The sequence below is a fragment of the Desulfovibrio sp. genome, assembly GCF_019424165.1.
In the GTDB taxonomy this organism is placed as follows: domain Bacteria; phylum Desulfobacterota; class Desulfovibrionia; order Desulfovibrionales; family Desulfovibrionaceae; genus Desulfovibrio.
In genome coordinates, this window is the sequence record NZ_JAHZAA010000001.1 from 167,999 (window position 1) to 181,346 (window position 13,348).

10 protein-coding genes are annotated in these 13,348 nt (G+C 61.9%); 4 read left to right on the forward strand and 6 right to left on the reverse strand.

The features are described 5' to 3' along the window. A complete protein-coding gene (locus QZ377_RS00635; RefSeq protein ID WP_291438600.1) occupies window positions 1-2,286 on the reverse strand; it encodes an ATP-dependent helicase in 2,286 nt (761 codons plus the stop codon). 645 nt (window positions 2,287-2,931) lie between these two features. Here QZ377_RS00635 and QZ377_RS00640 point away from each other — a divergent pair. The 4 genes from QZ377_RS00640 to panB all read left to right on the forward strand — a co-directional run bounded on the left by QZ377_RS00640 (window position 2,932) and on the right by panB (window position 6,522). Beyond that, window positions 2,932-3,465, forward strand: coding sequence for a hypothetical protein (locus tag QZ377_RS00640; protein WP_291438602.1), 534 nt, complete (start codon window positions 2,932-2,934; stop codon window positions 3,463-3,465). A gap of 46 nt (window positions 3,466-3,511) precedes the next feature. After that, entirely contained in the window at window positions 3,512-4,276 is a 765-nt protein-coding gene (locus QZ377_RS00645; protein ID WP_291438604.1) for a class I SAM-dependent methyltransferase, read from the forward strand. 301 nt (window positions 4,277-4,577) lie between these two features. Next, window positions 4,578-5,462, forward strand: coding sequence for an agmatinase (speB, locus tag QZ377_RS00650; protein ID WP_291438606.1), 885 nt, complete (start codon window positions 4,578-4,580; stop codon window positions 5,460-5,462). A gap of 226 nt (window positions 5,463-5,688) precedes the next feature. Continuing rightward, on the forward strand, window positions 5,689-6,522 hold the full coding sequence (gene panB / locus QZ377_RS00655) for a 3-methyl-2-oxobutanoate hydroxymethyltransferase (protein WP_291438608.1): 834 nt from the start codon (window positions 5,689-5,691) through the stop codon (window positions 6,520-6,522). 174 nt (window positions 6,523-6,696) lie between these two features. Here panB and QZ377_RS00660 read toward each other — a convergent pair whose 3' ends face one another. The 5 genes from QZ377_RS00660 to QZ377_RS00680 form a co-directional block, all read right to left on the reverse strand. Beyond that, window positions 6,697-7,629 carry a Dyp-type peroxidase gene (locus QZ377_RS00660; protein ID WP_291438610.1) on the reverse strand — a complete coding sequence of 311 codons (933 nt, stop codon included), beginning with the start codon at window positions 7,627-7,629 and terminating at the stop codon, window positions 6,697-6,699. Between the two features lie 90 nt (window positions 7,630-7,719). Further along, window positions 7,720-10,989: a DEAD/DEAH box helicase gene (locus QZ377_RS00665; protein WP_291438612.1), complete on the reverse strand. Its 3,270-nt coding sequence runs from the start codon at window positions 10,987-10,989 to the stop codon at window positions 7,720-7,722. A gap of 14 nt (window positions 10,990-11,003) precedes the next feature. After that, window positions 11,004-11,723, reverse strand: coding sequence for an acyltransferase (locus tag QZ377_RS00670; RefSeq protein ID WP_291438614.1), 720 nt, complete (start codon window positions 11,721-11,723; stop codon window positions 11,004-11,006). 191 nt (window positions 11,724-11,914) lie between these two features. After that, a complete protein-coding gene (locus QZ377_RS00675) occupies window positions 11,915-12,460 on the reverse strand; it encodes an NADPH-dependent FMN reductase (protein WP_291438616.1) in 546 nt (181 codons plus the stop codon). A gap of 285 nt (window positions 12,461-12,745) precedes the next feature. Further along, window positions 12,746-13,165: a thioesterase family protein gene (locus QZ377_RS00680; RefSeq protein ID WP_291438618.1), complete on the reverse strand. Its 420-nt coding sequence runs from the start codon at window positions 13,163-13,165 to the stop codon at window positions 12,746-12,748. Window positions 13,166-13,348: the final 183 nt, after the last annotated feature.

Here is a 13,348-nt window from a genome sequence, read left to right on the forward strand (position 1 = left end):
TCAGCTCTCCATGAGCAGGTATTCGCTCAGAATGATCTTGAGTCCAAAACCGGGAAAGTTCACCTGCACCTTTTCGGGCGAGATGTGCCTGATGATTTTGCCCCGGCCAAAAATGCGGTGCTGGCAGTAGCATAGCTGCCCCTGGGCGGGAGCGTCGCCGCCCTGTACGGGCGTTGCGGCAGGGGGCGGCGTTGCGGGCCTGGCATATCCGCCATACGAGGCAGGCCCGGCAGGGGCGCTTGCAGTATGTTCCGGTGGCAACTGGCAGTCGTCATAGGCGGCATGTTCCTGCGGGGCCTGCATGCCATGAGGCCGCACGGCGGGCCGGGGCTGGAACGCGCCCGGCGAGGCGAATCCTCCGGCAGCGCGGCGTGAGATGCCACCGCCGAAGCCCTCCACCCATTCTTCCACCAGGCCCGGGGCCAGTTCGCGCACAAAGGGGCTCTGGTTCACATGCTGGCTGCCGCGCTCGGCCCTGTTGTACAGCGAGGCCGGTGCATAGAGGTCAAGGCACTGGCGGGCGCGGGTGCAGGCCACGTACATGAGGCGGCGTTCTTCTTCAAAGTCTTCGGGCCGGGCAATGGCATGGCGCGAGGGAAAGCGGTCTTCCACAAGGTCAATGATGCACACCGCGTTCCACTCAAGCCCCTTGGCCGAATGCACGGTGGAAAGGGTGATCTTGCCTTCGGCGTCGTTTTCATCCTCTTCGGGCGACTCCAGCGCCAGGTCGGCCAGAAAAAGGTCCAGGTGAACGTAACCCGAAGCCATCTGGATGATCTCTTCAAGCCCCTGCTGGCGACGCGGCCAGTCTTCGGGGTACAGGCTTTCCAGGCGCGGGCGGTAGTGCTCCAGTACGGCGGCCAGGGTGGAAGACGGCGCCATGGGCCGCGTGCGCAGGTCATTGATGAAGCGCACGTCTTCCAGAAAGCCCGTGTGGCGAGCCAGGGCCTTTTCAGTGGCGGCAGCGTCGCCGCTGCGGATGGCGTTGTACAGTTTTTCTACCGTCTTTGGGCCAATGCCGCTGTGCTGGGCGGCCACGCGGGCAAAAGCGGGCAGGTCCAGCGGGTTGAGCAGCAGCCGGGCGTAGGCCATGACGTCCTTGACGTGGGCCGCTTCGGTATAACGCAGGCCGCCGTATTTGCGAAAACCTATACCAGCCTGGTTGAGCGCCATTTCAAGGTTGTACGAATGAAAACCCGCGCGAAAAAGCACCGCAATTTCGTGAGGCATGTGGTCGCGCAGCAGCTCTTCAATGCGGCGCACCACAAGGCGCGCCTGGCTGGCATCGCTCAGGGGGGTTACCAGCCGGACCGGCTCGCCCCCTTCCTTGCGGGTGAACAGTGTTTTGCGGAATGATTCCGCCGCGTGGGCCAGCAGGCTGTTGGCGACCTCAAGCACGGGCTTGGTGGAGCGGTAGTTCTCCTCCAGGCGGATGACGCGCGCACCGGGAAAAAGCTTGGGAAAATCCAGAATATTTCGCACGTTGGCCCCGCGAAAGGCGTAGATGGACTGCGCCTCGTCGCCCACGGCCATCACATTGCCGGGGGGGCCGTCTTCCGGGCCGGCCAGCAGCCGCACAATACGGGCCTGCACCAGGTTTGTGTCCTGGTATTCGTCCACAAGGATATGGCTGAAGCGCTGCCGCAGGCTGGCGGCCGCAGCTTCGTTCTGGCGCAGCAGGGCCTCAAGCTCAAAGAGCAGGTCGTCATAGTCCATGAGGCCTTTTTCGCGCCGGTAGGTATTGTAGGCCTCGCCCAGCCTGCCCAGGCTTTCGGCGTGGGGCAGCAGATGAAAGGCGTCGCGCCGGAGCACCTCGTCCAGCGGCAGTTCCTTGTTGCGGGCCTTGCTGAGCAGCCCCACCACAGTCTGTGTTTTGGGAAAGGACTTGTCGCCCTTGCCGAGCTTCAGGTCGTCCCGGCAGTGCTTTACGGCTGAAGTAATGTCTGCCGCATCCATGACCGTAAAGGGGCGATCGGCCAGCCACGCGGGTTTCCAGCGGCGCAGCACGCTGAAGGCAAAGGCGTGAAAAGTTCCCCCCTGCACGCCGGAAAGGCCGTGGTCGAGCAGCAGGCCCGCACGGTGCAGCATTTCCTGCGCGGCCTTGCGGGTAAAGGTAAGCAGCAGCATGGATTCGGGCGAAACGCCGTTTTCCGCCAGCCAGGCCAGGCGGTAAACAATGGTGCGGGTTTTGCCGCTGCCTGCCCCGGCTACCACCAGCACGGGGCCGTCGCCGCTGGTGGCGGCTTCGTATTGGGCTTTGTTAAGCGCTTGAGCGTAGTCAATCATGGTACAACCTTGAAGTAAGTCGGCAGCCGGACCGGAGTGTGCCGGACGCGCAGCCAGGCGCGGCTGAAGCAGCACTGCATGGGGGCGCAAACGCCCGTGGGTGCGGATGCCTGGGCAAGTCTAGCATAAGGGCCGCCGGGCCGCCAGAGCGCTCGGGGCAAAAGCCGCGCCTGGCTTGCGTGTTGGCCGTGATTTTTTCAGGCCGCATGTCCTGCCGGATGCCCTGCCGGACGTCTTGCCGGATGCCCAGCCGGACGTCAGGCGGGTATCCAGCCGCATATGGGGAAGTCGCCGCCGGGTTTGCAGGGCGCATGCTCCCGTTGTGCCGCGCACCCTTTGTGTTGTACGGGCAGGCACGCGCTTTTTCGTCCGCCGCGTCCTGCGTTGATGGCTGCCCGCAAAGCGATATTCTGCGCGGCTTCACAGCGTTTCACATTGACGCGGCGACCCCCTGGGAGTACATATAAACACTCTTGCGACATTTTTCGCATGGCTGCGGGACGGCACGTCCACTATGCGCCGGCATGAGCACGGCACGTTCGCAGCCACTCACGGCATCCTGTCCGCACGGGCGGCGGAGCGGCAATTTCCACGGCGGCAGACCGGCCCTTAGCCGGTCGTGCCGGAAAACATGAAGGAGTTTTCATGCCTGAAGAACAAAGCCAATTTCAAAGCGCCGTCGCCAGCGTGCTTGAAGCGGTCATGTTTGAGAACTGGTTGCGCTTTTACTTCATCAGCGAAAAGCCCGAATCCGCTTCGGACGAAGGCGAAACGCCGTTGTTCATGGCCGTGCCTGTCAAGGGAATGGAGCGTATCGCCGAGCTGTACCCGCACCTTCTGCCGCTGGCCGACGAGATGAACGGCAAGGAAGTGACCTTTGAAATGTCGCAGCGCGCCATCTGCAATTACATCGTCGCATATGTGGACGGCAAACTCATCGCCCGCGACAGCGCGGCCATGATTTTTAACAGCTCCACGTTCCAGGTACAGATGCAGCTTTTCAACACCTGGGTGCAGATGCACGAAGACCAGCTTGACCGTGGATTTACGGAGTTCGGCGCGTGGCGCAAGCTGTTTGATGAGTGGCGGCAAAGCCCCGGCGCTCGTGAACTGGCCGAAAAGATGACTTTGAGCCTGCACAGCGCCTCAACCGGAAGCGACAAGGATACGGTGCAGTAGCCGTGTGCGGCGCTTGCCGCAGGGGCTGCCCGGCGGCGCGGCTGGCATGAATACTGTGGGCAAGATGAAAAATGCGCCCGGTGGAAAGCGCCCGGATGCCCTCCATGCCGCATCCGGCACGGCGGCTTCTCCGGTGCGGCGGCTTTCATTGCTTGAGCATCTGGCCCACGCGGCCCTTGAGCGCGCTTTGGCGACCTGCGTTGCCGACGCATCCTTTGTACCGCATGGCGGGCAAGGCGCGCAGGATACCGTGGGCGCGGCGTCCGGCCCCCTGCTGGTGGACGCTACGGCCGGCAATGGACACGACAGCCTGTTTCTGCTTGGCGCAGCGCCCCGCAATGCGCTGCTGCTGGCTATGGATGTACAGGCGCAGGCCGTGGCGGCTACGGGCGATCTGCTCGCGGCTCACGGTTTTGCGCATGCGGCGCGGGTGCTGCACACAGGTCACGAATGCCTGGCAGACGTGCTGGCGGCGCTTGCGCCGGAAGACCGGCAACGGCCGTTGGTGTGCGCTGTTTTCAATCTGGGCTGGCAGCCCGGCGGCAACAAGGGGCTGGTTACCACGCCCGCTACGTCGCTGCCCGCCCTTGAGGCCGCGCTGGATACTCTGGCCCCCGGCGGCTGCATCAGCCTGCACTGCTACACCGGGCATGAAGGCGGAGCCGAAGAAGCGGCCGCTCTTGAAGCGCGGGTACGCGGCCTGCCGCCACGGCGCTGGCGTGTGCTGGCGCTGGCCGACGCCAACAGGGAACGGGCAGCCGAAAGCCTGTTGCTGGTAGAGCGCCTGCCGGTGAGAAAAAACCGTGCGTGAGCTGACCCCGCGTGTGCGGTGGCAATGGCATGAGATAATTTTTTGTACAAATACTGGCGGACAATGTGGGCCGCGGGCGGGGACGGTAAAAGTTTTTAAACTAAACAGGATTTGTTCCTGAAATTAATAGTCTTGAAATACAGCGTGTTGAAAGATATTTGTTTAAAACACTCATTGGCACGGCCATTGCACAAGAGAAAGTACCTTCCTTTCTTTTGCTGACAGCCTCCTCCAAAATAGAACGGCCTGCCTCCCCAAGCGGGCCGTTTTATTTTCACACAGCGCAGACATGAGGACAGTCATGCAGCATTTTCTGGCATCAGAATACAGCCCGGTTCAGCCTGAACAGGCGGGCTTTCATATCATTCCGGTTCCGCTTGAGCAGAGCGTGTCTTACGGTGCGGGTACGGCCAGCGGCCCTGCGGCCCTGCTTGAGGCCTCGCAGCAGCTTGAAGCCTGGGAATGCGGGCATGCCCCGGGCGAGACAGGTTTTTATACCGCGCCGCCTGTGGATTGCGGCGGCCCTGTTGAAACGGTGCTTGACCGCATCGAGGCTGCCACGGCCCGTGCCATTTCGTGCGCGGCCCTGCCCGTGTTGCTTGGCGGCGAGCATACCGTTACCCTTGGTGCGTTGCGCGCTCTGGCAAAGGAGGCGCAACGCAGCGGCGAGCCGTTCGGCATTGTGCAGTTCGACGCTCACGCCGACCTGCGGTCTTCGTATGAGGGCAGCCCCTATTCCCACGCCTGTGTCATGCACCGTGCCGTGGCCGATCTTGGCCTGCCCCTGGTGCAGTTTGCCGTGCGCGACTTTTGCCGCGAAGAAGCGGAGGTGCGCAAGGCGCACAGTGTCACGCATTATGATGCCTATTTCATGGCGCGTGTGGGCCTGCCCGAACAGCCCCTGCCCGAGGATTTTCCCCGGCGTATCTACATCACCTTTGATGTGGACGCGTTTGACGCTTCGCTCATGCCTGCCACCGGCACGCCTTCGCCCGGCGGCATAAGCTGGCGCGAGGCCCATTTCATTCTTGAGCGCTGTGTGGCCGGGCGCAAGGTGGCCGGGCTTGATGTGGTGGAGCTGGCGCCCATAGAGGGGCTGCACCATTGCAATTTTACGGCGGCCAAACTGACGCATTTGCTTATGGGGCTGGCCCATGCGGCCAATACCGGCCCGGACGGCGCCTGATCAGAAGCGCTGTGGCAGCCGCCCGCAGGCGGCCCAAACGGATAATTGTGAGAGGATTTCAGGCGATCATTGCCCTAAATGCAGCAATGGCGTTGCAATAGGCTGAGATGTATATTCTTTTAAAATACAAGGCGCTGGCGGGACGATCGTGTCCGGCAGGGCGGCATTTCCGGCGTCCCCAACGCCCTCGGCCTCTCCGGCAGGATTTTTTACAAGGAGCAAAGAAATGAAAAATACTGTGGTCACCTTTCGCGCCGCCAAAGGGCAGGACAAGCTTGTTGTGCTTACCGCCTATGACTACAGCACGGCCCGCGTCATGGATGCCGCCGGAGTCAACGCTCTGCTGGTGGGAGATTCTCTCGGCATGGTCATGCTGGGGCATGAGAACACGCTGGGCGTCACTATGGACGACATGGTCCGTCATTGCGGCGCAGTGGCGCGCGCCGCGGAGCAGGCCCTTGTTATCTGCGACATGCCCTATATGAGCTACCACACAGGGGTCGATGAGGCCGTGCGCAATGCCGGGAGGCTGGTTACGGAAGGGCGCGCCCAGGCCGTCAAGCTGGAAGGCGGCGCGGAATTCTGCGATGTGGTCAGGGCCATTGTGCGGGCTTCCATTCCTGTCATGGGGCATCTTGGCCTTACGCCCCAGTCTGTAAACGCCATGGGTGGCTTCAAGATGCAGGGCAAAACTCCGGCAGCGGCCCAGAAGCTGATGGACGACGCCCGCGCCCTTCAGGAGGCTGGCGTCTTTGCGCTGGTGCTCGAATGCGTACCCGCTCCGCTGGCTGCCCGTATTACAAAGGAACTTGCCATTCCTGTCATCGGCATCGGCGCAGGAGCCGACTGCGACGGCCAGGTGCTGGTCTGGCAGGACATGGCGGGCCTCAATGCCCGGCCGCTGCCACGCTTTGTAAAATATTTCGGCTCGGTGGACATGGCCCTGCGTGACGCCATTGAAGCCTATACCCGTGAGGTGCGCGTGGGGGCTTTTCCCGGTGAAGAGCATTGCTACCCCTTGCCCGAAGGTATGGAAAAAGCCCTGAAAAAACTTAAATAGGCCCGGCCTGCTGGCGGCCTGACGTGCAGACCGCCAGCAGGCCGCTATGCACCGGATACACAGAACCCCGGCAGTGCCGGGGTTCTGTCATTTCTTTCGCAGCCAGCTTTTTGCCTCTGGCACGAAATAGTTCAGTTGAAAGCGGTTTCTAGAGCAGATTAGCGTTAAAATACTCTAGATATCGCCCAGTTCTTCAAGCATTTCCATCGGGGGAACAAAAAACAGCGTGCCGGTTGTCGCAGTGCTGAAATCAAGCAGCCGGTCCGTGTTGCCCACGGGATCGCCGATATACATGTTTTCAAGCATTTTACGCGTCGTGGAAAACGTGCCGGCATAACCAATGAAATATGTGCCGAACTCGTCTTTGGCCGGGCTGGCAAAAGGCATGTTTGCCCGCACGATTTTCAGCTCATTGCCTTCCGCGTCTTCAATATTTGTCAGGACGTTATGCGCGTTTTCCGGTTTTTCTTCGTCGCTGAGCTCAACATCGTTGAATTTATGCCTGCCGATGGCTTTTTCCTGCTCTTCTGTGGAAAGGGCGTTCCAGGCATTCATATCGTGCAGATATTTTTGCACAAGGGCGTAGCTGCCGCCCTTGAAGGCCGCGTCCTCGTCGCCGATTGTGGCGGCTGTAAACCGTGCATCGTCTTCGGGATTTTCCGTACCGTCAACAAAGCCGATGATGGAGCGGCCGTCGTAATAGCGAAAGCCCTGCACTTCATCAATGACATACACTGCTCCCTGAAGTTTGGAGCTGATGATGGATGCCGCTTCAAGACATACGTCAAGCCGTGCCGCGCGGATATGGAAGAAAATGTCGCCCGGTGTGGAAACGGCGGTATACTTGCCCCCTTTGATTTCCTTGAATACTTCCAGTTCTTTGGGTTTGCCGCGCCCAGGAAAGAGCTTGCCCCAGGCTTCGGCGCCGAAGCCCATTATGCAGCTGATTGCCGAGTCCGGCAGGCGGGTACGCATGCTTCGGGCAACGGCTGAGAAATCGGCGCACAGGGTTTTTACTTTTGCCGCAGCACCGGCTTCGTCCTGAAGGCCGAAGACCATAAAAACAGCATGTTCGCCCGGAGTATTGGTGACGTCTTGTGGCTTCATAAGTCTACCTTTATTGTATAGTGTTATGTTGTTGAAATGTTGTAATTGTCAAGGCCGCTGCGGCCATTGCGGCATGGGGCCGCAGGCGGGCTATGCGCCCTGCGGGGGCGTAAAGTTGACGGGAACACGCACACGCCCGCCCGCCTTGTTGGTAAAGAGCAGATGGCCATGCTCAAGGCCGTAGAGGTAGAGGCGGCGGGTCAGGTCCACATCCTTTCGGCAATAGGCGGCGATTTCTTCCACGTTACCTTCTTTCCACCAGCGCAGGGCTTGCAGCCCGTCGGCACTTTTCGGCTCATTCAGGGTAGCCTGACCCAGATTGTCCAGCGATATGCGGTAGCTCAACCGCTCCTTTACGCGCTGCAAAAGGTCCAGACTCGGCAGGCCGCGCAGGTCAAACGGCGCAAAGGGTGTCAGAACGGCATAGTCAAAGCGCAGGCTGTTAAAGCCCACCACAAGGCCCGCGGCCCGCATGCGCTCAAAAAGCGCGGGCAGTTCGTCCTGGCTGTAGGAAAAAAAGCCGTCCACGCGGCTGTCATAGGCCACGGCCACGCTCACGCCCATATCTCCGGCCTTGTGCCAGCCGCCCACCTCGGCGGCGGCGCGGCGGGTTTCAACGTCAAAAACAAGAAAATGGGCGGGTGGCGCTATGGGCGTATGGGGCAGAAGGTCAGCCATATTGTTCACCTCGCTTTTGACGGCAGCGGGCGCGCACGCCGCGTCATGTTGCCGGGTGCGCCCCTGGGGCGTGATGATGTCGTTTGCCGGGGATGCGGCCTCCGCAGCAGCCGGAGGCATGCCTGTACCCGTACCGGTATGGTGCTGTGCGGTGGCATGCATGCCACTGCCTGCTGCCTCCGCAGTGCCGGAAGAATGGGGGCCAGGAGCCGCAGCGGAGCCGTTTGCCGTAAAAAATTCCAGCTTCGGTTCCAGTTCCGGGCGCGGTGGTGGCGGGCTTGTGACCAGCGTCTGCAACAGGTGATCGCCTTCGCTGCCCGGCGCGAGCAGTTGGCGTAACAGCTCCAGTGCAGCCAGTTTGCTGATGGGCCTGTTGCCCGAACCGCATTTGGGCGAGTGCACGCAGGAGGGGCAGCCGTCTTCGCAGGGACAGGAGGCCACGGTTTTGCAAGTGGCTTCAAGCAGGGCGCGGGCGTCGGAAAACGCCTGACGGGTCAGACCAGCGCCGCCGGGGAGGCCATCATAAATAAAGACGGCGGGCAGGCCAAGCTGGATGTGCATGGGCGTTGATATGCCGCCAAAGTCGTTGCGGTCGGCCATGATGAGCAGGGGCAGCATGCCGATGGCCGCGTGCTCCAGCGCGTGAATGCCGCCCATAAAGTGCATGAAGTTTTCTTCCAGGCCGGCACGGATATTGTCCGGTATGACAAACCACAGGCCTTCGGTTTCAAAAACCTGGGGCGGCGCGTCCAGCGGGGCGATGGTGAGCAGGCGGTTGCCCGTGGTGGAGCGTTTTTCATAGCCTGTGATGGTGTCGATGATGCGCAGCCGCCCACGGCAGACCAGAGCGCGGCCCAGAGAAACGCGTTCTGTTTCTTCAAGGATGTCCGTAGTTTTTTGTCCGCGCGTACGGGTAAACCAGCCCACATTGGCCTCTTTGGCAATAATGCGGGCGCGGCCGGGGTCTATTTCTTCAATGATGTAGCTGCGGCCCCGGTGCAGGTAAACCGCGCCGGGATGCGTCTCACGCCAGGCGCGAAAGCCGTCCACCGAGCCGATAATATGTCCCTGCCCGTCCTCAATACTGAAGGTCTGCCCTGTGCCGCGCAGATCCACATGGCGCTGGGGACGCTTGCGCGAGGCCAGGAGCTGCCCGCCGTCAGCGGACTGGAGCAGAAGACCCTGCATATTGAGCGCGCGGGCGGCGGCCAGCGCCGCGGGGCTTGCCAGCATGGCTTCGCCTGGGCGCAGGGGCATTTCGGCGGCGGCGCATTCCAGATGCCGGCCCAGAATGACCTCATTGTCGGGATTGACCACGGCCTTTTCCGGCGGACGATTGAAAAAGTCGTCGGGATTGCGGGCAAAATACTGGTCCAGCGCGTCTTCGCCCGCCACCACGATAACGGCGGACTCCTGCTGCGCGCGCCCCACGCGCCCGCCGCGTTGCAGGGTGGCCATGACCGTACCCGGATAGCCCACAAGAATGCAGACATCAAGGCCGCCGATGTCTATGCCCAGTTCAAGGGCGCTGGTGCTGACCACGGCCAGCAGTTCGCCGCTGGCCATGCGTGATTCGATGTTCCGGCGCTCTTCGGGCAAAAAGCCCGCACGATAGGCGGAAATGCGGCTGGAAAACGAGCCGGACTGCCCGGCCCACAGGCTGATAAGCTCTGTCATGCGGCGCGAACGGCAATAGACGATGGTACGCAGGTTACGGGCCAGAGCCGCCTTGAGCAGGTCGATGGCCGCCGTGGCCGGGCTTTGCTCGGGATTGAGAAAAACAAAATGCCGTGGTCCCTGCGGCGCGCCGGACCTGTCAATAACTACGGGTGGCGGCAGTGCGGCAGATTGTTGCGAAAATGTTCCTCCGGCTGCGCCGGTGTGCGTGGCAGCGGCAGCCGTTCCGGGCGGCACAGGGCTTTCAGGATGCCCGCTGTCTCCGGTTCCGGGCCATGCCGCGCCGGTGAGCGCCGCGCCCAGCTCGCCGGGATTGCCCACCGTGGCCGTGCACAATACATAGACCGGCTTCGCCCCATAGCGTCCGGCCAGCCGGTTAAGCCGCCGGAAAACCTGCGCCATGTGCGCACCGAACACGCCCCGGTAGGTATGGGCTTCATCCACTACCACATGGGTGAGTCCCGCCAGAAAGGCCGCCCACTGTTCGTGATGGGGCAGGATACCCAGGTGCAGCATTTCCGGATTGCTGATGAGCACCGCAGGCGGGTCGCGCCGGATCTTGCGCCTGAAGTGGTCCGTGGTGTCGCCGTCATACAGGGCGGCGGTGGGGCGGGCGTCTTTGGGCCATGCGGCGGTAAGGGCGTTAAAGGCCGCGAGTTGGTCCTGGGCCAGGGCCTTGAGCGGAAAAAGATAAAGTGCGCGCGCATCTGGGTCGCGCAGGTGGCGCTCCAGCACGGGCAGATTGTAAATGAGGCTCTTGCCGCTGGCCGTGGGGGTGGCTGCCACAATGGAATGCCCGGCGCGGATGTGGTCAGTAGCCAGGGCCTGGTGGCTGTAGAGGCCGGGGATGCCGCGCTGCTCAAGGGTACGGCTTATGGCTGCGGGCCAGGGCAGACGCGTGGGGGCATACCGGGCTTCGGATGCAGGCAGCAGGCGGTGACAGGTAACCTGCCCCCCCAGCCTTTCTGAGGCCAGCAAGGCAGCGATGTAAGAACCCACAGACATGATGCGGATGCGCCCTAGCCCCGTGTGGTCCCGGGAAGATTGCCGTTTTCGGCCGCTGCCGGGGTACGGTCCTCGCCGGGGGTGAGGTGCCGCAGCACCCGCGCCGGAGAGCCGGCGGCCAGGCTATGGGGCGGCACGTCGCGGGTAACCACACTACCCGCGCCGATGATGGCTCCCTCGCCAATAGTCACGCCTTTGAGAATGATGCAGTTCAGGCCGATCCAGGCATAGTCGCCGATGGTTACGGGCCTGTCGCCATCCATGCCCGGTTCCGTGGCGCGGTCTTCAGGCGGCCAGTGGGCGTGAAAGTCCGAATCCACAATAATGCAGTTGGGGGCCAGCAAAACCTGACGGCCGATACTGATGACGGTGGAGCGGGCCGTTATGGACGTGCCGCTGAGCTGCGCGCCCGGCCCCACTTCTATGCGCGCGCCGGGGCCAAAAGTGCGCAGGCGCACGGGATTTGCCAGAGCGGCTGCCGTGGCCCGTCGCCAGGAGGATATGAGGCTTGCGCCCGCGCCGATGGAAATATGGCTGCCCGGCCAGCGCATAAGCCCCACCGGCCCGTGTGCGCTGACGCCCTGACCCACAGATACGCCCACAAGTGCCGCCTTGCAGCGCAGGCGCAAGGTTCCCCAGAAGCGGCCCCAGCGCGTCATGGTCTGAAGGCACAGATAGCTGATGACATTGGCCGGGGTAAGGCCCCGTTCCAGAGCTTTGCGCAGCATGTTCATGCTTGGTTCCTTTGTGCGGATTTATCCTGTGGTCTGCGTCAGCATGACGCTGCGCGGCAACGGGCATGCCCTGCGGGCTTTTCAGGCAGCGGAAGAGGTGTTGCCGCCGCTGTCCGCTCCCGGCTGCGGTGCAGGCAGGAGCGGACAGCGGCGTTACAGACGGCGTCTGGCCGCAGGCAGTAAAGGCGTTTTTACTTCCGCAACTGGCGCGTCCACTGGGCAAGGGACTGCATGACGTCCGTAGCCTGTTTTGTCAGGCCATCGTCCTGCACATCGCCGTTGTCGTCAAAGCAGGCGCTGAAAGCATTGGAGAACAGTTCAGGCCTGTTCAGCAGGCGCAGGTTCAGGTACACGCAGACCTGGCGCAGGTGGTACTGGCTGCGGCTTGTACCCATGCCGCCCCCGGCGCCGACAATGCAGGCGGCCTTGCCGGTCAGCGGGGCGAGATCGGGTTCGCGCGAGAGCCAGTCCAGCGCGTTTTTAAGGGCCGGGGCCAGCGAGTAGTTGTACTCGGGGCAGGCCAGCACCAGAGCGTCAGCCGCAGTGACGCGGGCCACGAGATCCTTGACGGTCTGCGGCTTTTCGATGTCCTGATTGTAAAACGGCAGGCCGGAAATGTCCGCTATTTCCATACGCACCCCTTCGGGCAGGTGCGCGGCGCAGCAGCGCAGCAGACCAGTATTGCGGGAGGCGCGACGCAAGCTGCCCGATATGCCGATAAAGGTAAGGTCGCTCATGGTATTCTCCTTGTGTCCGGCTGTGCGGACAAGGCAGGATAGCAATTTTTATCGCGAAAGCCTACTGCTTTGCTGAGCCGTTCCGTGCCGGGCAACGGCGTAACAGCATGTGTATGCCTTTGCGCCGCGCGGCCGGGCAGTACAGTGTTGTAATTTTACCAATGCGTGTTCTTAGCACTACAATCGCCCGTTCTTGCGCTTAACAGCACAAATACATTGTGCTTGTGTCTCCACGGCGGCTACCTGCCCGCGCGGCCGCCAGGGCATTTTCAAGGTAAAAATGCCCTAACAGCCGCAGTGCTTGCGGTCGCGGGTACGGCTTTCAAATTTTTCTTTATGCACCACCACACGTTCGTGCAGACCTTCGCCGATAAGTCCCACTTCGTCGCGGGCGCTGACCTTGAATGTCAGTCCCTTGCCGTTGGAAGACATGCCCACAAGCTCGGCGGTAAAGCTTACCTTCATGCCGCAGGGGGTGGCCGCCAGGTGCGAAATGTCCACTTTTGTACCCACAGTGGTCATGCCCAGGCCCTGATGGTCGAGAATTTCCTGCACCGTGGCCACGGCCGTGGCTTCCATCCATGCGATCATCATGGCTGTGGAAAAAACCTCTACCAGGCCGCTGCCGACGTTACAGGCCAGCATGGCCTCGCTGACCGTGATTTCAGAGCTGCCTGAAAGGCCGGGTTCCAGTTTCTTTTTCATTATTCTTACCTCACTTGCGCGCCGCCTGCGCGAAAAGCGGCGTCAGTATGGTGGTTGAACGTACGGCGCGCACCCGTTTTTGGGGCTGCCTTTGTTCTGTATAGAAAAGATGGCGGCAGCTAGCAAGGCCCGCTGCCTGCCGGACATGCCCCGCCGTAACTTTGGCGCGAAGCCAGGCGGCAT

What these genes read in the sequence shown, in the direction of transcription:
- QZ377_RS00665 (WP_291438612.1), bottom strand. Translation starts at nt 10,989, where the DNA reads ATGTCTGTGGGTTCTTACATCGCTGCCTTGCTGGCCTCAGAAAGGCTG.
- QZ377_RS00675 (WP_291438616.1), bottom strand. Translation starts at nt 12,460, where the DNA reads ATGAGCGACCTTACCTTTATCGGCATATCGGGCAGCTTGCGTCGCGCC.
- QZ377_RS00635 (WP_291438600.1), bottom strand. Translation starts at nt 2,286, where the DNA reads ATGATTGACTACGCTCAAGCGCTTAACAAAGCCCAATACGAAGCCGCC.
- QZ377_RS00660 (WP_291438610.1), bottom strand. Translation starts at nt 7,629, where the DNA reads ATGAAGCCACAAGACGTCACCAATACTCCGGGCGAACATGCTGTTTTT.
- QZ377_RS00645 (WP_291438604.1), top strand. Translation starts at nt 3,512, where the DNA reads ATGAATACTGTGGGCAAGATGAAAAATGCGCCCGGTGGAAAGCGCCCG.
- QZ377_RS00640 (WP_291438602.1), top strand. Translation starts at nt 2,932, where the DNA reads ATGCCTGAAGAACAAAGCCAATTTCAAAGCGCCGTCGCCAGCGTGCTT.
- QZ377_RS00670 (WP_291438614.1), bottom strand. Translation starts at nt 11,723, where the DNA reads ATGAACATGCTGCGCAAAGCTCTGGAACGGGGCCTTACCCCGGCCAAT.
- QZ377_RS00680 (WP_291438618.1), bottom strand. Translation starts at nt 13,165, where the DNA reads ATGAAAAAGAAACTGGAACCCGGCCTTTCAGGCAGCTCTGAAATCACG.
- panB (WP_291438608.1), top strand. Translation starts at nt 5,689, where the DNA reads ATGAAAAATACTGTGGTCACCTTTCGCGCCGCCAAAGGGCAGGACAAG.
- speB (WP_291438606.1), top strand. Translation starts at nt 4,578, where the DNA reads ATGCAGCATTTTCTGGCATCAGAATACAGCCCGGTTCAGCCTGAACAG.